The sequence below is a fragment of the Flavobacterium cellulosilyticum genome (genome assembly GCF_004349355.1).
In the GTDB taxonomy this organism is placed as follows: domain Bacteria; phylum Bacteroidota; class Bacteroidia; order Flavobacteriales; family Flavobacteriaceae; genus Flavobacterium; species Flavobacterium cellulosilyticum.
The window spans coordinates 36,520-58,834 of sequence record NZ_SMFK01000006.1 but is presented as its reverse complement, the minus strand read 5'-3'; the positions used below and the strand labels follow the sequence as shown (position 1 = coordinate 58,834).

Here is a 22,315-nt window from a genome sequence, read left to right as displayed (position 1 = left end):
CTTTTTAACGAATAACTTTTATGGAGACAGTTACAACTGCAAATAGTGGTGAGAAAATTTGGGGAGGCGGAGATACTCAGCCAATGGGAGCAAGTTACGGCAAATTAATGATGTGGTTTTTTATCCTATCAGATGCTTTGACATTTTCAGGATTCCTAGCCGCTTATGGATTTTCAAGATTTAAATTTATTGAAACTTGGCCTTTAGCCGATGAAGTGTTTACTCACTTCCCTTTTATGCATGGCGTTTCGGCACCAATGTATTATGTGGCATTTATGACATTTGTATTGATATTTTCATCAGTTACAATGGTACTTGCCGTTGATGCAGGACATCAAATGAAAAAGGATAAAGTAGTACTTTATATGTTTCTTACAATTATTGGAGGATTAATTTTCGTTGGCTCGCAAGCATGGGAATGGAAAAACTTCATTAAAGGAGAATATGGTGCAATAGAAACAAAAGGAGGTAGTTTGCTTCAGTTTGTTGATAAAGAAGGGCATCGTGTAGCTTTAGCTGATTTTGCTGTTCGATTACCTGAAGAAAGAGTTCAATTGACAAGAAGCGAAGGTAAATGGTTTATGAGCGAAGATGCTTTGCCTACTTATTCTGTAGCTGAGGTGGAAGCTGGTTTCAAAGCACATCCTGATTTATTAGTTAGAACAGAAGTGATTTACGAAGAAAGTGCTGCAGACAAGTCAAACGCTACAATTAATCATGAATTAACAAAACACAAACACAAAACAATTTTAACCAGAGCTGAGTCTGAAAAACGTTTGTCACAAGCTAAATTAGTTGTTGAAGGCGCTAATTTAACAAGAAATGAATATGGTAGTAAGTTATTTGCCGATTTCTTTTTCTTTATAACTGGTTTTCACGGATTTCACGTTTTTTCTGGTGTAATAATAAATATTATTATATTTTTTAATGTTCTTATAGGAACATACGAAAAAAGAAAAAGTTATGAAATGGTAGAAAAAGTAGGGCTTTATTGGCACTTTGTTGATTTAGTTTGGGTATTCGTATTCACAGTTTTCTATCTAGTTTAATTTACAAAAAGTAATTATTATGTCACACGAACACGTATCGAACACAAAAAGAATTTGGACTGTTTTCGGAATCTTATCCGTAATAACAATTGTTGAGGTTTTCTTTGGAATTTTAAAACCAGAAGCTTTACACTTGAATAGTTTCTTAGGTTTGAATTTATTAAACTGGTTATTTATTATATTAACATTGGTAAAAGCTTATTATATAGTATATGCTTTTATGCATATGGAAGGAGAAGCTTCAACTCTTAGGAATGCGGTAATTTGGCCTTTAATATTTTTAGTAATTTATTTGCTTTTTATTCTTTTAACAGAAGCGCATTATATTTTTGGTGTTTTTAAAAATTCAACTATTAAGTGGAATTTTTAACAAAATATTAATTCAATAAAAGTCCCGATAGCCTCGGGATTTTTTATTTTTGTACCCAAAATAATTTCATTAAAAATGAAAAAAAACATAGTTCTTTTTGTTCTTTTTATATTGCCTATTGTTGCTTATCTTTTTTTCGCCTCTGGAATCAATAGTTTTACAAAGTTACCAGTAATTACACCTAAGGTAAATGATTTTGGTAAATGGAAGTCTTTGCAAAATGAGAAAGTAAGTCTTAACGATAAAATTACTATTCTTGGTTTTTCAGGTACTAATATTTTAAAAAATAGAGGTAATTTTTTTAATTTAAATCAAAAGATATACCAACAATACCATACTTTCAAGGATTTACAATTTGTAGTTATTTGTCCTCTAGGTACTGAAAACGATGCACAGAAAATTGTAGATGCTTTGTCGGCTTTCACAGATGTTAGCCAATGGCACTTTTTGTTTACTTCGCCAGAAGAAATTGAAGCGTATTATAAACAACTAAAACTTGTTGGGAATTTAGATTCTGATTTTGGTACACCTAAAGTTTATATTATTGATAAAGAAAGAAATTTAAGAGGTAGAAAAGAAAAGAAAGGATACAAAGAAGGGTATGATACTTTTCATCCATCAGAATTAAGTAATGAGATGTTAGATGATTTTAGAGTTATCTTATATGAATACCGTGCTGCCTTAAAGAAGAATCATAATGCTACTAAACAGCTTTAAACCTAAAGAAAATGCTTAAAAACAAATCCTATATTGGTATTTCATTTATCATTTTAATTTTTGGAATTTATGCTGTTCCAAAAATAGTCGATAGAATACAAAACAATGAAATCGTAAAAGGGGATCGCTTAGATAAAGTTAGTAATTCTTCAAAAACGGATAAGAATTTAATTCTAATTGGACCTGCTCCAAAATTTGAATTGAAAAACCAAGACAACTTGATGATTTCAAATGAAACATATAAAGGTAAAGTTTATGTTTTAGAATTTTTCTTTTCTACTTGTCCTACAATTTGCCCTAAAATGAACTTGAGTTTGCTTGATATAGAAAAGACTTTTTTTGGAAATCCTAATTTCGGAATTGTTTCTATTTCTATTGATCCAGAACATGATACTCCTTCCGTTTTAAAATCGCATCGAGAATTATTAGGAGTGAAATCGGAAAATTGGAATTTCTTGACTGGTGATAAAACCTATATATTTGATTTGTCTAACAAAGGTTTTAATCTTTATGCTGGCGAAAATAATAAAGCCCGTGGAGGATTTGAACATTCAGGTTTGTTTGCATTAATCGATAAAAATGGAAACATACGTTGTAGAAAAGATGATTATGGGAATCCTATTTTATATTATGACGGTTTAGACAAAAAAGGGGTGAGAGACATTCAACAGGATATTGCAATTTTATTAAAAGAATAAGAATGAAAGAGAATTCATTAGAACAAAAATACAGTAAATTAATAATAATAGTTTCCACTTTAATTCCAGTTGTCGTAGCGCTACTTTTTAGTGTTAAACTAAAAGATTTTGGATTCAATGTAGAACCGCTTTCTTTTTTACCACCCATATATGCAGGAATAAATGGCATTACAGCTATTGTTTTAGTTGCAGGCGTGATTGCCATTAAAAATGGAAACAAAGCACTACACCAGCGATTAATGACGTCGGCAATTGCTCTGTCAGTTGCCTTTTTAGTGATGTATGTAGCGTATCATATGACATCCGATTCAACAAAGTTTGGAGGAGAAGGAGTCGTAAAATTTGTTTACTTTATAATTTTAATTTCACATATTTTACTTTCTATTGCGGTTATTCCTTTGGTTTTGATAACTTATGTACGAGCACTTTCTGAAAAATTTGATCAACATAAAAAAATTGCGAGAATCACTTTTCCAATTTGGTTGTATGTTGCCGTTACGGGTGTTGTAGTTTATTTAATGATATCTCCTTATTATGTTTAAAAAAGTCGAAAGTCAAAAGGCGAAAGTCCAAAGGAAAAATATATTTTTTGTCCTATGTTTTTTGCTCTTACAATTTTCAGCTAACGCCCAATGCGCTATGTGTCGAGCAGCTTTGTCCGGTGAAAGTAATCTAGCACAAGCACAAGCGGTAAATGACGGTATTATTTACCTTATGGTTGTTCCCTATTTACTTGTTGGAGTTATTGGTTATGCTGTATACCGAATGAGAAAAAATAAAAAATAAGTAGAACATATGCATTGGGAATTTCTATTTGAAATCTACCATCTGAAATCTGAAATTACTTCAATCCATCTACGGCTACACTAATAGTTCCATTAATTTTTATAAAGGCAATAATGGCTTTATTGGTCAATTGTATTTTTTGAAATTTAATATCTTCTGTTTTACCATTGATATATACACCTGGCATTGGCGAATAATTGTTTAGGTATTTCAATATGTTTTGTTTTCCTTCTTCTAAATTAGGAATTATAGAATAACGACAATTTTCCTGAATTTTTCTTAAAGCTAAACCTTGAGCTAACCAATTAGCAGTTCGCATTAGTTTGTTTTTGGTGTCCAAGACATAGTCTAATTTATCAAAATACAATTCTTTTGTTTGTTCGTTGTATTGTGGAAAACCAGTCAAATAAATTGTTCCGTTTATAGTTCCTAAAACATCTAAGGCAATAATCATTTTGCCGTCTTTATGCCAAATAGTCACTTTTTTAACAGTAATTTTTTTGCTACCAGAAGTAAATTCTTGACCTGAAAAATTCTTTGTCATAATCTTTGATGCTTCTGCATAAGTAGAAACTGCAGCGACATTTGCAGTAATTTGATTTGGAAGTCTTGTCACTGGTTTTATGGTTATTTTTGAAGCATCAAATTTTGATTTAGGTTGACTTCCTATTACCGTTTCCATAGTGCATTTCATTCCCATATCCATTAAAAACGTATCGTTTTTAAGTTTGGCTTCGGTAGAGTAAATTTCGAATGGAACAATTTGCAACCAACTTTCATAGGCTTCGCTCATTAGAAAAGGAGTGCATATTTTTTCTAATGCTGTTAAAACATTAGGTTTGAAATCCATAGATTTTTCAATCGCATCATCTATTTTTTTTTCGATTTTAGTTCTAAAAAGTTTTATTGTTGGATTGATAAGATACGTTACTGGAACATTTTTTCCAAAAACTACCATGGTTGGACTTTCATTCCAATCTAAAGATTTAAATTCTGTTTTAGTGTTTACTTTCCAATTGGTCAAAGCAACATGGCTTATCAAAGTAATCGTTCCATTAAGGTTGAATTCCTTGGTGTTATACAACTCAACACCTAAAGTTTTTGTCCCAATGCGATATTTGATCAATGCCTTTAAAGGTAATACGGTTTTTATTTTCCCGTTCTCATTGGTTATAGAAATAGGAGCTAATTTCCATACTTTCATTTCAATGTCGTCGTCTTCAATGGTGTTGTCTTCATAAATTAATCCATTTAATAGCCCATTAGTACGGTTCTCTATATCTTTTAATTTGACAATTATTGGCAAATTAATAAATGAAGGTTCATTTTCATATATTAATGGACTGGCATCATCTGGTTCAGGTTTTAATGCCATTATTTTATTGGAAGAAGAACAACTTACAATCAAAATCGTAAAAAAAGAAACAAACAGAATGGAAATTAATTTCGACATTTTTTTTTATTTAGATGAAGCAAAATTAATAAAACAACACAATTTTCGAACTTAAGTTGTAACATTTTTACGATGATGAAGTCTTATAAATTATATGATAAAATAGTATTAACGATTTCTTAATACAATTTTCTTTTCAAAATAAGTAATATTGTGTTTAAATTCAAATAGATATGATTGAGATTAAAGACTTACATAAATCCTATAAAATGGGAAATTCTGAATTACACGTGCTCAAAGGAATTAACTTCAATATCAAAGAAGGAGAGTTAGTTGCTATTATGGGTTCGTCTGGTTCTGGTAAATCTACATTGCTCAACATATTAGGAATTCTTGATGAAGCAGATTCTGGATATTATAATCTCGATTCTATTCCCATAAAAAATTTAAATGAAACCATTGCTTCAAAATATAGAAATCAATTTTTAGGATTTGTATTCCAATCTTTCAATTTGATTAATTATAAATCTGCTTTAGATAATGTTGCATTGCCATTATATTATCAAGGAATAAAAAGAAAAGAAAGAAACGAAATAGCGATGAGTTATCTTGAAAAAGTGGGATTGTCCTCTCATTCACATCATTTGCCTAATGAACTTTCGGGTGGTCAAAAACAACGTGTTGCGATTGCTAGAGCGATGGCATCAAACCCTAAAGTGCTTTTGGCCGATGAGCCAACAGGAGCTTTGGATACGGTAACATCCTATGAAGTAATGGAATTGATTCAAGGGATAAATGATGAAGGAAAAACGATTTTGATTGTAACCCACGAACCGGATATTGCCGCAATGTGCAAAAGAAATGTGGTTCTAAAAGATGGAGTTATAATAGACGATAAATTAATAGAACAAGTGAGAGCATCATCTTATGTTTAATATAGAACGCTGGCAGGAAATATTTGAGGCTATTGCCAAAAATAAGTTGAGGACCGTCCTCACGGGAATTTCTGTGGCTTCTGGTATTTTTATTTTAGTTATCCTTCTTGGAGTTGGAAAAGGACTTCAAAATGGAATTTCGGCACAGTTCGCCAATGATGCAGAAGGAGTTATATGGTTTTGGGCAGGAACGACAACAAAAGAATATAAAGGGATGAATCCTGGACGACGGATACAACTTCGTAATAATGATTTTGAACTGTCAACGCAGAAATTTGAAGATCAAATAGACAAAAAAAGCGCAAAATTTAATATTTGGAATGGAAATATAGTCTACGGAAAGGAAACCGGAACCTATGCTTGTCAGGGTGTTTCACCAGATCATCAAACCATTGAAAAATTGAGTATCATTGATGGTAGATTTATCAATAGTAATGATTTAATAAATAATACAAAAGTAGGAGTTATTGGTCTGAAACTAAAACAGGATTTATTCAAAGATCGTAATGCTATAGGCGAACAGATAGCAATTAGTAATGTTAGTTTTCAAGTCGTAGGCGTTTTTACTGATCCAGGTGGAGAACGAGAGGAAACTAGAGTTTATTTGCCTAGAACTACAGTGCAAAAAGTTTTTGGGGATGGTGATAAAATTAGTGATATGTCTTTTATTTTGAAGAAAACGGACACTTATCAAGAAGCATTAGCCGAATCTGTGAAATTCACCACTCAAATGGGTCAAATGTTAAAAAGTAAAAATACGATTGCTCCTGATGATACTAGCGCAATAGGAATTAATAGTACAATTGAAAATGTCAAGAAGTTTTATGATTTGAATTTATATATCCGATTGTTTTTTTGGTGGGTGGGTATATGCACCATAATCGCCGGTGTAGTTGGGGTAAGTAATATTATGTTGATCATTGTAAAAGAACGAACCAAAGAAATTGGAATTCGAAAAGCATTGGGAGCATCACCTTTATCAATAGTTGGAATGATTTTGCATGAATCTATTTTTATAACCACAATTGCGGGGTTTATTGGACTGTTATCTAGTTTAATGCTTTTAGAATTAGTAGGGCCAAACATAAAAAGCGATTATTTTTTGAATCCTGAAGTAGATTTTGGTACCGCAATAACAACAATGATATTATTAATTTTTTCAGGAGCTTTGGCCGGATTTTTCCCTGCTTATAGAGCAGCAAAAATTAAACCTATTGTAGCATTAAGAGACGAATAATTATGTTTGATAGAGATAAATGGAATGAGATTTTAGAAGCATTGACGGCAAATACGTTTCGGACGATATTAACTGCCTTTGGTGTTTTTTGGGGAATCTTTATATTGGTAATATTGCTCGCTGCAGGGAATGGATTGGAAAACGGTGTGAAAAAAGGATTCTCAGGAATAGCAACAAATACCATGTTTATGTGGACACAAGCTACTTCTAAAGCCTATAAAGGATTGCCTAAAAATCGTCCTTTTAATTTTAATAATGATGATGTTCCAGCTTTGAAGCATAAATTTCCAGATCTATTGTATGTTTCGCCAAGAAACCAATTAGGAGGTCATAATGGAGTAAACAACGTAGTTAGAGGGACAAAAACAGCTGCCTATAATGTATATGGTGATTATCCAGAATATGTTAAACAAGAGTCCATGGAAATAATTAAAGGACGATTTGTTAATTATCAAGATATTGAATTGAAACGGAAAATTGCAGTTATTGGTAAAAGTGTAGTTGCCGAATTATATAATAAAGGGGAGGAAGTTATTGGAACTTACATTAAAGTCAACGGTGTAAATTTTTTGGTGGTTGGTGTTTATAATTCGAAATCAAATAATAACGGCAATGCAGAAGAGGCTCAAAAGAATATCTTTATGCCCTTTACTACTTTTCAGCAATCTTTCAATTATGGTGATAGAGTAGGTTGGATGGCTATTACGGCAAAAGATAATGCCTCTATAACCGATTTAAAACCAAAAATTCTTGAATATGTAAAAGAGAGACACATAATTAGTCCTGCTGATGAACGAGCTATAGGAAATTTTGACTTGTATGCAGAATTCAGTAAAATATTGGGACTCTTTACTATTTTAAAATTTATAGCCTATTTTGTAGGAACATTGGTATTGCTTTCGGGTGTAATTGGGATTTCAAATATAATGCTCATCGTGGTAAAAGAGCGTACCAAAGAAATCGGAATTCGAAGAGCATTGGGAGCAACGCCAGCTGCAATTCGTTCTCAAATTTTATTAGAAGCTATCTTTTTAACGATATCAGCGGGAATGCTAGGAATTGGAACTGCTACGGGAGTTTTGATACTCGTCAACAAAATTTTAGACTCAATGCCTAGCGAAGGGACGATGTTTGCCAATCCAAGTGTCGATTTATCAGTAGTTTTCTTTGCGTTAATTATATTAGTAGGTTCGGGTTTATTAGCCGGTTTTATTCCAGCTCAAACCGCTATAAATGTAAAACCAGTTGATGCGTTAAGAACAGAATAAAAGATCAATCAAAATATAAATCGAATAAAATAATTATTACTATGAAAAAAGGAATTACAGTAACAATTTTAATATTAATTGCATTGACCTTTTTTGGGGCTTTGTATTATTTGTATGCTAAAAACCAAGAATCTCCAATAGTTTTTCAAACAGAAAAAGCAGAAATTAAAACAATTATCAAGAGTACCATCGCTACTGGAAACATTGTTCCAGATGAAGAAGTACTTATTAAACCCAATATTTCGGGTATAATTGAAGCAGTTTATATAAAAGCAGGGGAAAATATAAAAGCAGGAGATTTAATTGCTAAAATAAAAGTAGTTGCCAATATTTCGAATTTGAGCAATACACAAAATCAGGTTCAAACTACAAAAATCGCTTTAGATAATCAAGAAAAATTATTCCAAAGACAAAAAACGTTATTCGATAAAGGAGTGATTTCTGCCAATGATTTCGATGCTACACAATTAGCGTATAAACAAGCCAAGCAAAATTATGCTGCATCCAAACAAAGTTATGAGATTGTAAAAACAGGTACAAGTTCAAGTCTAGGGAATTATGCCAATACTTTAATACGTTCAACAGTGAACGGAATGGTGCTTGAAGTGCCTGTAAAAGTAGGAAATCAAGTGATTGAAAGTAATAATTTCAACGAAGGAACAACCATTGCGAGTGTTGCTGATGTTGGTCAAATGATATTTATTGGAAAAATAGATGAATCCGAAGTGGGTAAAATAAAAGAAAAATTACCAATCGAAATTACAGTTGGAGCCATTGAAAACAAAAAATTTGATGGTGTTTTAACGGATATTGCACCAAAAGGCAAGACAGAAAACGGCGCTATCCAGTTTGAAATTAAAGCCAAATTAACTAATAGAGATGACACTTTTATAAGAGCAGGATTAAGTGCCAATGCCTCCATTATTTTAGAAAAAGCAGATGAAGTTTTATCGGTAAAAGAATCATTGATACAATTTGATTCCAAAACTCAAAAACCTTATGTAGAGGTCGAAACATCGGCTCAGAAATTCGTGAGAAAAGATATTGTTCTAGGAGTAAGTGATGGAATTTATGTAGAAATTATAAGTGGAGTAAAATCTTCTGATAAAATCAAAGTTTGGAACCAAGGCCTGAAAACAGAGGAGAAAAAACCTTAAGATTGTAGTTTAAAACGAATTTCAATCTTAAAAAAAGTGTTAAATTTGCGTTGTGTTTATCACTACGTTTTTATTCAAATAATATGAAAAAGAATAGTTGTATCAGTCTCGTTTTTATTTTGCTAATTGGTTTGTCACTTAAAGCACAAACAAAAAAATGGACTTTAGAAGAATGTGTTAGATATGCTGTTGATAATAATATTACAATCAAACAAACTCAATTAGATTCAGAAACTGCAGCCATTGATAGAAAAGGAGCTTTTGGGAGTTTTCTACCTTCACTAAATGCTAATGCCTCTCATTCTTGGAATATTGGTTTAAATCAGGATATTACAACAGGGCTTTTACGAAATCAAACCACACAGTTTACTTCGGCCGGTGCAAATGTTAGTGTGGATATCTATAAAGGATTGCAAAACCAAAATACGCTTAGAAAAGCAAATCTATCGTTAGTAGCTGCAAAATATCAATTATTAAAAATGCAAGAAGATATTGCGCTTAATGTTGCGAACGCTTTCTTGCAAGTACTGTTTAATAAGGAGAATTTAAAAGTTCAATTGGATCAAAAAGCCATCAATGAAAAACAATTGTCGCGTTCTGAAGAATTAGTAAAAGCCGGTTCTGTTCCTCGTGGCGATTTATTAGACATAAAAGCAACTGTGGCTTTAGACAATCAAAAGGTTATCACTGCTGAAAATGCTTTGTTAATTTCTAAATTAAGTTTAACTCAATTGTTGCAACTTAAGGATTTTGAAAATTTTGAAATAACTGATGAAACTACTGCCAAAGACGAAAACAACATTTTGTCACAAACACCTTTGATTATTTATGATAAAGCAAAAGAAACTAGAACAGTTCTGAAAATTGCCCAAACCAATTTAGAAATTGCCGAGAAGAATGTTGCTATCGCCAAAGGAGGTTTTCAACCCAATTTGAGAGGTTTTTATAATTTTAATTCTAGAGTTTCTTATGCTGATGTTCCTGATTTTGATGCGTCAGGTAAATTAATTGGAACAAAAAGTCCAGCTCCTTTTTTCGAACAATTTGGCAATAATAAAGGGCAGTCTTTTGGTGCGCAATTATCCATTCCTATTTTTAATGGATTTTCAGCAAAAAATAATGTGGAGCGTTCCAAAGTAAATTTAGAAAAGTCAAAAATTGTGGTAGAACAACAAGAATTGGATTTGCAAAGAAATGTTTACACCGCTTTTACGGATGCTAAAGGAGGTTTGAATGCCTATGAATCCTCACTCGTGGCTCTAGAAGCAAGACAAGAAGCTTATAATTATGCCAAAGAAAAATATGCAGTGGGAATGATGAACTCTTTCGATTTTAATCAATCTCAAACATTACTTTCGAATGCTCAATCAGATGTTTTGAGATCAAAATACGATTACATTTTCAAAATAAAAATACTAGAATTCTATTTTGGAATTCCAATCCTTAAAAACTAAATTAAAATGTCAAAAAAATCCATTTATTTATTAATTAGCGGTGCTATAGTTATAATTGCTATATTAATAATACTATCAAAAAAAGGAGTTATTGGAAATAAAGACAATGGTAAATCTGTAGAAATTGCCAATGTTAATACTATGACCATTTTAGAAACAGTTTCTGCAACTGGGAAAATTCAACCCGAAATTGAGGTTAAAATAGCATCAATGGTTTCCGGAGAAATTATTGCTTTACCTATAAAAGAAGGGCAAGTAGTCAGGAAAGGAGATTTATTAGTTAAAATAAATCCAGATTTATATACTTCGGGATTAAACAGATCGGTTGCTAATTTATCTGGAACAAAATCTGGATTAACTCAAGCTGAGGCATCGTTTAAAGAATCCAAAGCAAATTATGATAGAAACAAAACCTTGTTCGATAAAGGAATTATTTCTAAGTCTGATTGGGATAAAACTATAGCTACTTTTGAAGTAGCAAAAGCAACGAAACAATCAGCCTATTTTAATGTTCAAAGTGCTTCGGCAACTGTAAATGAAGCTAGAGATAATTTGGGCAGAACTACTATTTATGCACCTGCTGATGGAACTATTTCTGTACTTAATGTGGAATTGGGGGAACGTGTTTTAGGAACGCAACAAATGGCTGGTACCGAAATTCTGCGTGTTGCCAATTTGAATAATATGGAAGTGGAAGTCGATGTAAACGAAAATGACATTGTGAAAATAAAAGTAGGTGATGAAGCAAAAGTTGAAGTGGATGCTTATTTGAAAAAACAGTTTAAAGGGGTTGTTACCAGTATTTCTAATTCTGCTAGTTCTGCATTGACTGCTGATCAAGTAACCAATTTTAAAGTTAAAATTAGAATTTTAAAAGAATCTTATCAAGCTTTGTTAGATGGTAAACCTGTATCTTATTCTCCTTTTAGACCAGGAATGACTGCTACAGTTGATATTAATACAAAAACCAGAACTAATGTTTTGGCTGTACCAATCAGTTCAGTTGTGATAAAATCAGACACAACGGCTGTTAAGGGGTATAAAATTGAAGATATAGACGATAAAAACACAGTTCCAAAAAGCGATAAAAAATTGGAATGTGTTTTTGTGAAAGTAGGTAATAAAGCTAAAATCCGAATCATCAAAACAGGTATTCAGGATGATGCCAATATCGAAGTACTTACAGGACTTAAAAAAGGAGATGTTGTCATTACAGGACCCTATGCCACCGTTTCTAAGGATTTAAATTCGGGTGACATAGTGACCATAGAAAAGGAAGTTAAAAAGTAATCAGTGATCAGTAATCAGGTAGAAAGATTCGAGAGAAACTTAAACCTTAAACCTTAAACTCATTTTGTCTTACATATTAAACATTGAAACTGCTACTAAGAATTGTTCTGTCGCTTTGGCACAAGAAGGAAAAACAATAATTTGCAAAGAAATTGCCGAAGAAGGTTATTCTCACGCGGAACGACTGCACGTTTTTATCGAAGAAATCATAATAGAAGCTGGAATCACTTTTCAAGATTTATCGGCAATTGCTGTGAGTCAAGGTCCAGGTTCTTATACGGGATTGCGTATTGGTGTTTCTGCGGCTAAAGGATTGTGTTTTGCTTTGAATATTCCATTGATTGCAGTTGACACACTGCAAGTGTTGGCTTCTCAAGCGACTATTTCTTGTGGATTGATTATTCCTATGCTTGATGCCCGAAGAATGGAAGTGTATAGTGCAATTTTCACTCCTAATTTTGAAAAAATCAGAGAAGTTCAAGCCGAAATAATCACTGAAAATTCCTTTGAAAAATTGAATGAAACACTTTATTTTGTGGGTGATTGTGCTGAGAAATGCAAACCTGTTTTAAATAAAGAAAATTTTATTTTTTTGGAAAGAATCAAATATCCTTCGGCTAATGAAATGAGTTTGCTAAGTTTTGGAAAATATAAAAAAAACGACAACGTAGATGTCGCCTATTTTGAGCCGTATTATTTGAAAGATTTTATGATGACTGTTTCTAAGAAGTAGTTGTTTATTTCTTAGAAGATTCTTTTACAAAAGGTTGTATTTCAATTCCTGCGACATCAAATGCTGATTTACAGTTTTCTAATGTGTCAGAGTAAACATTCCAGAAATCTTCAATTTTTGCCCAAGGCCTAACGGCTAATTCAATAGAGCTTTCGCTTAAATTCTTTACAATAACCGTAGCTGCGGGTGTTTCTAGAATTTTTGGGTTGTTATTTAAAACTTCAAAAATGATTTCTTTTGCTTTTTTGATATTGGTGTCATAAGATATAGCAATTGTCAAATCTGCTCTTCGAGATCCTTGCATTGAATAGTTGGTGATTGTACCATTAGACAAGGAACCATTTGGAATAAAAATGGTTTGATTGTTAGAATTAATTAATTTAGTAACAAATATTTGAATTTCACTAACTGTTCCAACAGTACCTTGAGCCTCGATAGTATCACCTACTTTGAACGGTTTGAAAACAATAATTAACATTCCACCAGCAAAATTAGATAGAGAACCTTGTAGTGATAATCCTACTGCAAGTCCCATTGCCCCTAAGATAGCGACAAAAGAAGAGGTTCCTATTCCTAGTTTATCTATAAAAGACACGAACAATAGTACTCTTAAAACCCAAAGTAAAATATCAGCTAAAAAATTAGTCAAAGTTGGGTCTAATTCTCGCTTTACCATTATTTTTCTAATGATTCTATTGATAAGCCTGATGGCATAAAGTCCCAAGAATAGAATTATGAATGCTGAAATTATTTTTGGCGAATAATCTACTAATGTTTTGATAAAAGTATCAGCATAACTGCTAACATTATTGGTGTTGAGATTCATTTTGTCTAATAAAAATCCCTCTCAAATGAGAGGGATAGGTTGAAGTGGCAAAGATACCAATAAAATTATTTTATAAAAATAAATATCCTGTTTCTTCTTTTGTTAATTATTCAAGAGTTTTAGTGGTTTCTGAATCACCCTTCAATTTTGTTTCTTTTTCCTTTACACTTTCAATTGAACTTTTAGCAAGTTCTCCTGCTTTTTCTAAAAATTCACTTGCATTATTTTTTGCTTGATTTGCTAATTCTTCTGCTTTTTCTAGAATTGGAGTTACGGCTATTTTTGTTTGTTCTACAATATCACCAATGGTATTTCCTATTTTTTCAGAATACTCACTTACTGTAGTTTTTGCTTTTTCTAAAGCATGTTCTAAAGTCTCTCCAGCTTTATCAGTAAATTCAGTAGCTGATGTTTTAGCTTGATTTGTCATTTCTCCTGCTTTTTGAAGTATTGGCGTGACAACTTCTTTTGCAGAATCTACTGCATTCTCAATTGCATCGCCTGCTTTCTCTATAATTGGTGATGCAACTTCTTTAGCTTGATCTAATGCATTTTCGGATAAGTCTGCAAGCTCACTTACTTTTTCTTTAGCAGAACCAAAAATATTTTTAAAAAATGATGTTACTCCCATGTTTCTTTAATTTTAAAATTTTTATACAATAGTAAACATTTCTTTTATTCTATTGCAAGTTTTTAATAATTTGCTGAAAATCAGTAACTGGAGCCAAACAGGCTTTGTTTTCACAAAGATAAAAAAGGGTTTCAGTTTCTTTAAAACGATTTTTTAAAAAGGGAAGGTTAGATTCTTTTTTCGTTCCAGCCAGAACAATGTTTGGAAAATATAGTTTATTTAGTTGCTTAGAATAATCCAATGCTAAATTTCCACAAATAGCCAATTCTTTATTTTCTTCTGAAAAACTCAAAGCCAAATCCATCCAATTGGAATAAGCTGATGGATAGGAAATATTAGGTAAAATGTTTTGAAGCATTTGTTGACTTGTTTTTTCATAATGCGAATTCTCGAAATAAATACTTAAATGAAACAAGTTTTTTGCCATAACTGAATTTGATGCTGGAATTACATTGTCTTCTGTTTCAAAATGAGGAGCTATCAAAGCTTCATCCAAATTGGAAGTAAAAGTAAAATAACCTGAATCCTTATCATAAAAATGCTCAAAACTATAATCCATTAATTGTTTGGCATTAATAAGCCATTTTTCATCAAAAGTCACTTCGTATAATGAAATAAGTGCTGCAATTAAAAGGCTGTAATCTTCTAAATATCCGTTGATGGTACTTTTTTTGTTTTTGTAATTGTGCCATAAATAGCCTTCAATCGACCATAAATTAGTTATGATAAATTGGGCATTTTTAGTAGCTAATTCTAAATAAGTTGGGTTTTCCAAAGCTTTGTAAGCGTCAACATATCCTTTTAGCATTAGTGCGTTCCAGGAGGTTAAACTTTTATCATCCAATCTTGGTTTTGATCGTTTTTCTCTTTCGATGCGAAGTGCTTTTTCCCACAGTTTCTTTTTGTTTTTTAGATCAGAAACAGTGTAGTTATTTTTGATCGCAATGTCATTTAGACTTTTGTTTTGAATCAAAACATAATTTTCATCTTCCCATAAACCAAAAGTGTTAATGTTGAAAACCTCGCTGAATAATTCGAAATCGGCTCCAATAATAGTTTTCAACTCGGGAATAGTCCAGACATAAAAAGCACCTTCTTCTAAGTGATTTTCTTTGTTCAAACTATCGGCGTCTAGAGCACAATAAAAGCCGCCTTCGGGATTCATTAATTCTCTTTCGACAAAAGAAAGTGTTTTTTCGATGACCTCCTTATACAATGGATTTTCAGTCAATTTATAGGCGTCACTATATAATGAAACTAATTGTCCATTGTCATACAGCATTTTTTCAAAATGGGGAACATGCCATTTATTATCTACTGAATATCGTGAAAACCCGCCATCAACGGTATCAAATATACCTCCATACGCCATTCGAGTCAAGGTTAGATTCACAAAATCGAATAATGTCATATCCTTTTTTTGGAAAGCAAATCGCAATAAAAAGTGATAATTATTTGGCATCATAAACTTCGGAGAACGTGCCATTCCTCCAAAATCCATATCAAAATCTTCTTTCCAATTTGCAACTAATCGGCTAATTTCCTCTTGATTTATTACTGTTTCTACTTTTGTATTTTGAATTATACTAATAGATTGAATTCCTTGATGTAATTTTTCGGCGTATTCAATCACTTTTTCAGGCGTAGTTTGATATAATTCCTGCAATTGGTTTAGCGATTGAATCCAGTCTTCTTTCTTGAAATATGTGCCGCCCCAAACAGGTCTTCCATCTGGGAGTGTGACTATGTTTAAGGGCCAACCACCTCTACGAATCATTATTTGCACTGCTTTCATATAAACGGCATCAACATCGGGTCTTTCTTCTCGATCGACTTTAATGTTGATGAAATTAGAATTCATAACATTAGCGACTTCTTGATCTTCGAAGCTTTCATGTTCCATAACGTGACACCAATGGCAAGCCGAATATCCTATGCTGACAATGATGAGTTTATTTTCTTGTTGAGCTTCTACCAATGAAGTAGGATTCCATGCTTTCCAATTTACAGGATTATTCGCGTGTTGTAATAAATAAGGACTGGATTCTTGCGAAAGTTCATTCATAGGAATTTCGTTTTTGGTTCAACAAGCTTCTATAAATAAATTCAAAAAAAAAGCGTCTCAAATGAAACGCTTAAATAGTTTTATTGCATTTGATTATTCAAGTTCAAATGTTAATTTTAGATTGACTCTAAATTCAACTACTTTACCTTCTTTTACTGTTGCAGTTTGTTCTTTTACATAAACGGAACGAATATTATTTACCGATTTTGAAGCTTTAGCAACTGCTTTCTGAGTAGCCTCTTCCCAGCTAGTTGACGAACTTGAAAGAATTTCGATTACTTTTAATACAGACATATCTTTGTGATTTATGATTAGAGTTAAAGATAATTAATATTTCGGCCTTTTCAAAATAAATTATCAAAAAATAATTTATAAATCATTTATATTCAGAAAGTTATGACTTATTTCTGGTCTTTGAAATTAGCCGTTTACAGCTTCAACCATTATGCTTTCATCATTAAGCATGCTTTTTAACATATTTTCAATTCCACTTTTTAATGTAAAAGTAGATGATGGGCAGCCGCTACAGGCGCCTTGTAGTGTTACATTAACGGTTTTAGTTGCTTCGTCATAAGAATTGAATGCAATATTTCCGCCATCTGCTTGAACCGCTGGTTTTACATATTCTTCTAAAATATTGATGATTTGTTGTGATGTAACATCTAATTTGTCGAAATTTTCTGTTTTGATTGATTCTTGTTGAATTCTGTCAGCTATTGAGTTTTCGTCAAGAACAGTTCCGCCATTTTCAATATATTGTTTTATAAATGTTCTCAATTCTAATGTGATTTCTTGCCAGTTGTTGACTTCGTACTTAGTAATTGAAATGTAGTTTTCATCCATAAACACTTCTTTTACATAAGGAAATTTGAATAATTCTTTTGCTAAAGGTGATGCGGCGGTTTCATCGATATTTTTAAATTCGATTGCATTTTTTGTCAACATTCGGCTAACCACAAATTTTAATGCTGCAGGATTAGGTGTTGTTTCGCCATAAACGGTTACAGGCTGTTTTTTTGTTTTGTTTTCTGATGGTTTAATTATAATTCCACCATTAGCAACAAATTGTTCTATTTGTTCCACCACAGCATCTTGAACATCTTCCCATTCTACTATACTAAATTTTTCAATGGCAATAAAATTTGCAGAGATATAAACTGTTTTTACAAATGGCAAATAAAATAATTGCTGTGCCAAAGGTGAATTTTGGGCTTCATCAATATTTTTAAATTCGAAACTTTCGTTTTGAGTAATGAAATCTTCAAATTCAAATTTTAAAATAGTAGGGTTTTGCGTTTCTTTTATTGATATTTTAGACATAGTCGGTTTAATTTTTTACAAATTTAACGAAGTTATTTTCTACTATTACCTATATTTGATTTTTTAAAGAGTAATTTAACTTTAAATTGTAATTTTTAAATAAAACATTCTTTTTTACGTTAAATTCAATGGAACGTAATCTCAATCTAATTTTTTTTTATGATTCATAAAGTTAAGTTTTTAATAGCATTTTTCATAATAAGCCAATATTCTTTTTCTCAAGAAGGGATTGCTGTATATTCTGATTATTTATCGGATAATTATTACTTAATTCATCCATCAATGGCTGGGGCTGCAAATTGTGCTAAAATACGACTTACCTCTCGTAAACAATGGTTTGGGCAAGAAGATGCGCCGGCATTGCAAACGGCAAGTTTTAATGGAAGAATTTCTGAAAAATCGGGTGCTGGTATTATTTTATTTAATGATAAAAACGGATATCATTCTCAGTCAGGAATGAAGCTAACTTATGCTCATCATTTGATGTTTTCAAGAGATAATATAGATTTAAATCAATTATCATTCGGTATAAGTGCTGATTTTATTCAAAGCAATTTAGATGAAACTGCGTTTTTGCAATCAGGTGATTATGATCCAATTATAAATGGAACGATTGTTCAAAAAGCATCTTATTTCAACCTTGATATAGGTGCATCTTATAATTTTTTAGATTTTTATGTTCACGGAACAGTAAAAAATGCAATTGAAACAAGAAGAAAAATTTACACCGAATATGAAAGTGATAATTTAAGAAAATTTTTATTAAGTTCAGGTTATGTTTTTGGAGATAAATACAAGATATTATGGGAACCTTCTATTTTATTTCAATATGTTGATAAAACTAAAGAAAAAGCGATTGACCTGAATATGAAAGCTTATAAGAGTTTTGATTTTGGTAGACTTTGGGCTGTTTTGTCCTATCGTAGAAGTTTTGATGGCGCTCAATATCTTAGTGGTAATGGAGTTTCTTCTCAGAAACTTCAATACATTACGCCAATTGTTGGTATGAATTATGGTAAGTTTATGTTTGCTTATACCTATTCCTATTTATCTGGCCCAGTTAATTTTGCTTCAGGTGGTTTTCATCAAATCACATTAGGAGTCGATTTGTTTTGTAGTAAAGAAAAGTATGAATGTAATTGTCCGGCAATTAATTAGTTCGAAATTTAATTCTTTTTACCTATGTTAATTAAAACCTTAAACGGAAAAACACCTTTTATACCTGAGGATTGTTATGTAGCCGATAACGCAACAATTATTGGTGATGTTACCTTTGGTAATTTGTGTAGTATTTGGTTTAATGCAGTAATTCGGGGTGATGTTAATGTTATTACTATTGGCAATAAAGTAAATATACAGGACGGAGCCATTATTCATTGTACGTATCTAAAACACCCTACAATTATTGGTAATAATGTGTCAATTGGGCATAATGCAATGGTTCATGGTTGTGTGATACACGATAATGTATTAATAGGGATGGGTGCAATTGTTATGGATAATTGTATTGTAGAAAGTAATTCAATTATTGCAGCTGGCGCTGTAGTAACTCAAAACACTATAGTGGAGTCCGGCAGTATTTATGCGGGAGTTCCAGCTAAGAAAGTTAAGGACATTAATCAATCGGATTTTGCTGGCGAGATAGGACGTATTGCAAATAATTATGTAATGTATTCCGGTTGGTACAAAACTGAAGAGTAAATCCAATTTTTTAGAAGTCTTTTTCAATTACTGTATACCTGTTTTCAAGTATATTAGAAAGTACTTTTGTATTGGAGTTTGTATAAAATACAGCTTCATTTTCGGGGCTATTTGTAAATCCTACTTTATCTTTTAACACTGCATAAGTTTGTCTAGCAACAGCTTCTCCAGAATCAATAATTTGAATGTTTGGAGGAAGTATCTTTTTTATTTGTGGAATTAAATAAGGATAATGACTGCATCCTAATACAAGATAGTCAATATCTGCTTCTATCATTGGAGCGAGATAGGAGCGAAGTAATTTACTCATTTCTCGTGAATTGATTTTGCCCTCTTCAATAAGTTGAACTAAACCGTAGCCAACTTGCTCAATAATTTTTGTATTTTGAAACATCTCAGCAGTTTTGTTGAAAAGTTCACTGTTCAAAGTTCCTTTAGTAGCTAAAATACCTATTTTTTGTGTTTTTGAATTAGTAGCTGCGGGCTTAATCGCAGGTTCTATTCCTATAAATGGAAGCGTGTATTTAGATCGTAATTCTTGAATCGCATTAGTAGTTGCAGTGTTGCAAGCAACTACAATTAACTTACAATTCATAGTAAGTAATAAATCAGTGTTTTTTATGCTAAGGGTGATAATTTCAGCTTTTGACTTTTGGCCGTAAGGAGCATTTTTGCTGTCAGCTAAATAGATGGTTTTTTCGTTAGGAAGTAATTTATGTATAGCAGCCCATATGGATGTCCCCCCAATTCCTGAGTCAAAAATTCCGATAGGTCTATTGTCATCCATAGATTCAAAGTTAAGTACTACAAATTAAATTTCCTAAAACTTATATTAAAAAAAAACCGCCCAATCCAAATATTTTGGTGGGCGGTTATTAGTATAAGAAAGGATTTTAGAAACCTAAATCTTTTTTCACATCTGCTGTCAAGTTTGGTCCATCAGCAAGTAAAAGAGTTGATCCATCAAGAACATATTGAAAACCCTTTGCTTTACCTACTTTTTGAATAGAAGCTCTTACTTTTTCATAAATAGGTTTTGTGATGTCTTCTTGTTTTTGTTGTAATTCTTTTTGTGCATTTTGTCCAAAATCTTGGATTCTTTTTTGCATATCTTGAACTTCTTTTTGACGATCTGCATTTATAACTTCAGTTACTGTCGCAGCTTCAGCATCGTATTTTTTTAATTTTGTTTGAAATTCTTCTGCCATTTTTTTGTAGTCAGCATCATAAGTTGTACTTAATTTTTCAAGTTGCTTTTGAGCGTCAAGCATAGCTGGCAATTTTGACATAATGTCGTTTACATCAACATGAGCAGTTTTTGCTTGTGCATTAATAGATTGGCTGACTCCTATAATAAGTATTGCAGCAATTAGTAAAGTTTTGATTTGTTTCATCGTTTTAAATATTAATTAATTATTGGTATTTTATTTTGTTGTTTTTAATTGTTCTTCTCTGGCTTTTTTTGCATCTTCTCTATCTTGAAGAATTTTATTTCTTCTATCTTCTAATGCTTTTTTACGGTCTTCTATTATTTTAGCTCTTTTTTCAATTTGTTCTTCTCTAGCAATTTCAGTTGGAGTTTTGCTATTTTCTATAATTGTATCCTTGACTATTGTTTTTTCTTCTGTTTTATTGCTTTCAGAAATCGTGCCAGTTTTTATTGGTTCAATATTTTTATTGGTTGTAGAAGTTGTTTTTAATTGTTCTTCTTTTGCTTTTTTTGCATCTTCTCTATCTTGAAGAATTTTATTTCTTCTTTCTTCTAATGCTTTTTTATTATCTTCCAGTACCTTAGCTCTTGCGTCTAGTTGATTTTGTCTTGCTTCTGCAGCAGCTGATTTTGCTGCTTCTTTGTCAGTTTCATTACTTGAAGGAGTTGCGGTTTTTTGAACTGCTGTAGATGTTCCTGTTTTTTTAGCTTCTCTATCAGCTAGGATTTGTGCTCTTCTGTCTGCGGCAGCTTTTTTCTTTTCTTCTTGTAATAATATTCTATCTTCAATTGCTTTATCTCTAGCTAATTTTCTGTCATCTAATGCTTTTTGCCTGCCTGCCAAAGCTGGGTTCTCATCAATCGCATCTTGTTTCTGTTCTTTTGCTTCTTCCTCTTTGAGTTGTTTTTTTGTCAGTTGTTCTCTTTTTTCAACTCGGTTTAATACTCGGATAATCTGATCGCTTATGTCGAATCTATTTGCAGCAAACAATATCGTTAAATCCGAAGTTTTATCAAATATAAAATCATATTTTTTAGCTTCAGCAATATCTTGTATGGCAGTAAATACTTGGTCTTGAATAGGTTTTGTTAAACCCGCCTTTTGGGTCATTAAATCTCCGTAAGGCCCAAATCTTTTTTGTTGAAAATCTAACATTTCATTTTCAAGAAAAGTGATTTCGGATAATCTTTCTTCGATAAGTCCTTTTGTTAATAAAGCCTTTTCTGCTTTTAGAGCTTCTTTTAACTTTTCTATTTCATTCTTTTTAACTTCAATTTCTTGCTTCCATTTCTGGGCTTTTTGTTCTAATTGGTTTTGAGCTTCTTTATAATCAGGTACATTTTGTAAAATGTATTCCATGTCAATATAACCTATTTTTGTGCCTCTGGTTTGAGCCTGAAATGTGTTTGCGATAATCAGTGCAAAAATTGTTAATAAAATATGTTTTCTCATAACTTTATTGTATTAGAAAATT

Annotated in this window: 24 protein-coding genes; 15 read left to right on the top strand and 9 right to left on the bottom strand. The window is 31.8% G+C overall.

What is annotated here, in order from left to right; genetic code table 11:
* The first annotated feature begins 20 nt into the window (after positions 1-20).
* The 6 genes from E0F76_RS10975 to E0F76_RS10950 all read left to right on the top strand — a co-directional run bounded on the left by E0F76_RS10975 (position 21) and on the right by E0F76_RS10950 (position 3,620).
* The gene (locus E0F76_RS10975) at positions 21-1,049 is read left to right on the top strand and encodes a cytochrome c oxidase subunit 3 (protein ID WP_132005596.1); all 1,029 of its coding nucleotides are present in this window, start codon (positions 21-23) and stop codon (positions 1,047-1,049) included.
* 19 nt (positions 1,050-1,068) lie between these two features.
* The gene (locus E0F76_RS10970) at positions 1,069-1,419 is read left to right on the top strand and encodes a cytochrome C oxidase subunit IV family protein (protein ID WP_132005593.1); all 351 of its coding nucleotides are present in this window, start codon (positions 1,069-1,071) and stop codon (positions 1,417-1,419) included.
* Positions 1,420-1,494: 75 nt separating this feature from the next.
* Positions 1,495-2,136, top strand: coding sequence for a hypothetical protein (locus tag E0F76_RS10965; protein WP_132005590.1), 642 nt, complete (start codon positions 1,495-1,497; stop codon positions 2,134-2,136).
* An 11-nt stretch (positions 2,137-2,147) separates the two neighbouring features.
* On the top strand, positions 2,148-2,834 hold the full coding sequence (locus E0F76_RS10960; protein ID WP_132005587.1) for an SCO family protein: 687 nt from the start codon (positions 2,148-2,150) through the stop codon (positions 2,832-2,834).
* A 2-nt stretch (positions 2,835-2,836) separates the two neighbouring features.
* Entirely contained in the window at positions 2,837-3,376 is a 540-nt protein-coding gene (locus E0F76_RS10955) for a DUF420 domain-containing protein (protein ID WP_132005584.1), read from the top strand.
* Complete coding sequence (locus E0F76_RS10950; protein WP_132005581.1) at positions 3,369-3,620, top strand: hypothetical protein; 252 nt, start codon at positions 3,369-3,371, stop codon at positions 3,618-3,620. Before E0F76_RS10955 ends, E0F76_RS10950 begins: the two co-directional genes overlap by 8 nt.
* A gap of 55 nt (positions 3,621-3,675) precedes the next feature.
* On the opposite strand, the gene E0F76_RS10945 is transcribed toward E0F76_RS10950, so the two are convergent.
* Complete coding sequence (locus E0F76_RS10945) at positions 3,676-5,073, bottom strand: DUF4403 family protein (RefSeq protein ID WP_132005578.1); 1,398 nt, start codon at positions 5,071-5,073, stop codon at positions 3,676-3,678.
* A 173-nt stretch (positions 5,074-5,246) separates the two neighbouring features.
* Here E0F76_RS10945 and E0F76_RS10940 point away from each other — a divergent pair, with 173 nt between their 5' ends.
* The 7 genes from E0F76_RS10940 to tsaB all read left to right on the top strand — a co-directional run bounded on the left by E0F76_RS10940 (position 5,247) and on the right by tsaB (position 13,087).
* The gene (locus E0F76_RS10940) at positions 5,247-5,948 is read left to right on the top strand and encodes an ABC transporter ATP-binding protein (RefSeq protein ID WP_132005575.1); all 702 of its coding nucleotides are present in this window, start codon (positions 5,247-5,249) and stop codon (positions 5,946-5,948) included.
* Positions 5,941-7,185, top strand: coding sequence for an ABC transporter permease (locus E0F76_RS10935; protein ID WP_132005572.1), 1,245 nt, complete (start codon positions 5,941-5,943; stop codon positions 7,183-7,185). The genes E0F76_RS10940 and E0F76_RS10935 overlap by 8 nt, the downstream gene beginning before the upstream one ends.
* Positions 7,186-7,187: 2 nt before the next feature.
* On the top strand, positions 7,188-8,453 hold the full coding sequence (locus E0F76_RS10930; protein ID WP_132005569.1) for an ABC transporter permease: 1,266 nt from the start codon (positions 7,188-7,190) through the stop codon (positions 8,451-8,453).
* A gap of 41 nt (positions 8,454-8,494) precedes the next feature.
* Positions 8,495-9,610 (top strand): efflux RND transporter periplasmic adaptor subunit, encoded by a 1,116-nt coding sequence (locus E0F76_RS10925; protein WP_132005566.1) that lies wholly within the window; start codon positions 8,495-8,497, stop codon positions 9,608-9,610.
* 83 nt (positions 9,611-9,693) lie between these two features.
* On the top strand, positions 9,694-11,064 hold the full coding sequence (locus tag E0F76_RS10920; protein ID WP_132005563.1) for a TolC family protein: 1,371 nt from the start codon (positions 9,694-9,696) through the stop codon (positions 11,062-11,064).
* Positions 11,065-11,070: 6 nt separating this feature from the next.
* Positions 11,071-12,354 (top strand): efflux RND transporter periplasmic adaptor subunit, encoded by a 1,284-nt coding sequence (locus tag E0F76_RS10915; RefSeq protein ID WP_132005560.1) that lies wholly within the window; start codon positions 11,071-11,073, stop codon positions 12,352-12,354.
* Between the two features lie 64 nt (positions 12,355-12,418).
* Positions 12,419-13,087 (top strand): tRNA (adenosine(37)-N6)-threonylcarbamoyltransferase complex dimerization subunit type 1 TsaB, encoded by a 669-nt coding sequence (gene tsaB, locus E0F76_RS10910; protein WP_132005557.1) that lies wholly within the window; start codon positions 12,419-12,421, stop codon positions 13,085-13,087.
* 4 nt (positions 13,088-13,091) lie between these two features.
* Here the strand turns inward: tsaB and E0F76_RS10905 are convergent, their stop codons facing one another.
* From E0F76_RS10905 to E0F76_RS10885, 5 genes are all read right to left on the bottom strand, one after another.
* A complete protein-coding gene (locus tag E0F76_RS10905) occupies positions 13,092-13,913 on the bottom strand; it encodes a mechanosensitive ion channel family protein (protein ID WP_132005555.1) in 822 nt (273 codons plus the stop codon).
* Positions 13,914-14,019: 106 nt separating this feature from the next.
* Positions 14,020-14,544 (bottom strand): YtxH domain-containing protein, encoded by a 525-nt coding sequence (locus E0F76_RS10900; protein ID WP_132005552.1) that lies wholly within the window; start codon positions 14,542-14,544, stop codon positions 14,020-14,022.
* A 49-nt stretch (positions 14,545-14,593) separates the two neighbouring features.
* The gene (locus tag E0F76_RS10895; protein ID WP_132005549.1) at positions 14,594-16,609 is read right to left on the bottom strand and encodes a thioredoxin domain-containing protein; all 2,016 of its coding nucleotides are present in this window, start codon (positions 16,607-16,609) and stop codon (positions 14,594-14,596) included.
* Positions 16,610-16,702: 93 nt separating this feature from the next.
* On the bottom strand, positions 16,703-16,903 hold the full coding sequence (locus E0F76_RS10890) for a dodecin family protein (protein WP_132005546.1): 201 nt from the start codon (positions 16,901-16,903) through the stop codon (positions 16,703-16,705).
* Positions 16,904-17,029: 126 nt separating this feature from the next.
* Positions 17,030-17,929 (bottom strand): NifU family protein, encoded by a 900-nt coding sequence (locus E0F76_RS10885; RefSeq protein ID WP_132005543.1) that lies wholly within the window; start codon positions 17,927-17,929, stop codon positions 17,030-17,032.
* Positions 17,930-18,088: 159 nt separating this feature from the next.
* On the opposite strand from E0F76_RS10885, the gene E0F76_RS10880 reads away from it, so the two are divergent.
* Both E0F76_RS10880 and E0F76_RS10875 read left to right on the top strand, forming a co-directional pair.
* Positions 18,089-19,087 carry a PorP/SprF family type IX secretion system membrane protein gene (locus E0F76_RS10880; RefSeq protein ID WP_132005540.1) on the top strand — a complete coding sequence of 333 codons (999 nt, stop codon included), beginning with the start codon at positions 18,089-18,091 and terminating at the stop codon, positions 19,085-19,087.
* Between the two features lie 24 nt (positions 19,088-19,111).
* On the top strand, positions 19,112-19,630 hold the full coding sequence (locus E0F76_RS10875) for a gamma carbonic anhydrase family protein (protein ID WP_132005537.1): 519 nt from the start codon (positions 19,112-19,114) through the stop codon (positions 19,628-19,630).
* A gap of 10 nt (positions 19,631-19,640) precedes the next feature.
* Here the strand turns inward: E0F76_RS10875 and murI are convergent, their stop codons facing one another.
* The 3 genes from murI to E0F76_RS10860 all read right to left on the bottom strand — a co-directional run bounded on the left by murI (position 19,641) and on the right by E0F76_RS10860 (position 22,293).
* Positions 19,641-20,417 (bottom strand): glutamate racemase, encoded by a 777-nt coding sequence (murI, locus tag E0F76_RS10870; protein ID WP_132005534.1) that lies wholly within the window; start codon positions 20,415-20,417, stop codon positions 19,641-19,643.
* Positions 20,418-20,523: 106 nt separating this feature from the next.
* On the bottom strand, positions 20,524-21,024 hold the full coding sequence (locus tag E0F76_RS10865) for an OmpH family outer membrane protein (RefSeq protein ID WP_132005531.1): 501 nt from the start codon (positions 21,022-21,024) through the stop codon (positions 20,524-20,526).
* 30 nt (positions 21,025-21,054) lie between these two features.
* The gene (locus E0F76_RS10860; protein ID WP_132005528.1) at positions 21,055-22,293 is read right to left on the bottom strand and encodes an OmpH family outer membrane protein; all 1,239 of its coding nucleotides are present in this window, start codon (positions 22,291-22,293) and stop codon (positions 21,055-21,057) included.
* Positions 22,294-22,315 lie beyond the last annotated feature (22 nt).

Bases quoted from the DNA above. Each gene is read 5' to 3' on its own strand.
- E0F76_RS10955 (WP_132005584.1), top strand. From the start codon at position 2,837: ATGAAAGAGAATTCATTAGAACAAAAATACAGTAAATTAATAATAATA.
- E0F76_RS10875 (WP_132005537.1), top strand. From the start codon at position 19,112: ATGTTAATTAAAACCTTAAACGGAAAAACACCTTTTATACCTGAGGAT.
- E0F76_RS10950 (WP_132005581.1), top strand. From the start codon at position 3,369: ATGTTTAAAAAAGTCGAAAGTCAAAAGGCGAAAGTCCAAAGGAAAAAT.
- E0F76_RS10860 (WP_132005528.1), bottom strand. From the start codon at position 22,293: ATGAGAAAACATATTTTATTAACAATTTTTGCACTGATTATCGCAAAC.
- E0F76_RS10905 (WP_132005555.1), bottom strand. From the start codon at position 13,913: ATGAATCTCAACACCAATAATGTTAGCAGTTATGCTGATACTTTTATC.
- E0F76_RS10970 (WP_132005593.1), top strand. From the start codon at position 1,069: ATGTCACACGAACACGTATCGAACACAAAAAGAATTTGGACTGTTTTC.
- murI (WP_132005534.1), bottom strand. From the start codon at position 20,417: ATGGATGACAATAGACCTATCGGAATTTTTGACTCAGGAATTGGGGGG.
- E0F76_RS10865 (WP_132005531.1), bottom strand. From the start codon at position 21,024: ATGAAACAAATCAAAACTTTACTAATTGCTGCAATACTTATTATAGGA.
- E0F76_RS10945 (WP_132005578.1), bottom strand. From the start codon at position 5,073: ATGTCGAAATTAATTTCCATTCTGTTTGTTTCTTTTTTTACGATTTTG.
- E0F76_RS10890 (WP_132005546.1), bottom strand. From the start codon at position 16,903: ATGTCTGTATTAAAAGTAATCGAAATTCTTTCAAGTTCGTCAACTAGC.
- E0F76_RS10965 (WP_132005590.1), top strand. From the start codon at position 1,495: ATGAAAAAAAACATAGTTCTTTTTGTTCTTTTTATATTGCCTATTGTT.
- E0F76_RS10880 (WP_132005540.1), top strand. From the start codon at position 18,089: ATGATTCATAAAGTTAAGTTTTTAATAGCATTTTTCATAATAAGCCAA.
- E0F76_RS10885 (WP_132005543.1), bottom strand. From the start codon at position 17,929: ATGTCTAAAATATCAATAAAAGAAACGCAAAACCCTACTATTTTAAAA.
- E0F76_RS10975 (WP_132005596.1), top strand. From the start codon at position 21: ATGGAGACAGTTACAACTGCAAATAGTGGTGAGAAAATTTGGGGAGGC.
- E0F76_RS10930 (WP_132005569.1), top strand. From the start codon at position 7,188: ATGTTTGATAGAGATAAATGGAATGAGATTTTAGAAGCATTGACGGCA.
- E0F76_RS10925 (WP_132005566.1), top strand. From the start codon at position 8,495: ATGAAAAAAGGAATTACAGTAACAATTTTAATATTAATTGCATTGACC.
- E0F76_RS10895 (WP_132005549.1), bottom strand. From the start codon at position 16,609: ATGAATGAACTTTCGCAAGAATCCAGTCCTTATTTATTACAACACGCG.
- E0F76_RS10915 (WP_132005560.1), top strand. From the start codon at position 11,071: ATGTCAAAAAAATCCATTTATTTATTAATTAGCGGTGCTATAGTTATA.
- E0F76_RS10960 (WP_132005587.1), top strand. From the start codon at position 2,148: ATGCTTAAAAACAAATCCTATATTGGTATTTCATTTATCATTTTAATT.
- E0F76_RS10900 (WP_132005552.1), bottom strand. From the start codon at position 14,544: ATGGGAGTAACATCATTTTTTAAAAATATTTTTGGTTCTGCTAAAGAA.
- E0F76_RS10940 (WP_132005575.1), top strand. From the start codon at position 5,247: ATGATTGAGATTAAAGACTTACATAAATCCTATAAAATGGGAAATTCT.
- E0F76_RS10920 (WP_132005563.1), top strand. From the start codon at position 9,694: ATGAAAAAGAATAGTTGTATCAGTCTCGTTTTTATTTTGCTAATTGGT.
- E0F76_RS10935 (WP_132005572.1), top strand. From the start codon at position 5,941: ATGTTTAATATAGAACGCTGGCAGGAAATATTTGAGGCTATTGCCAAA.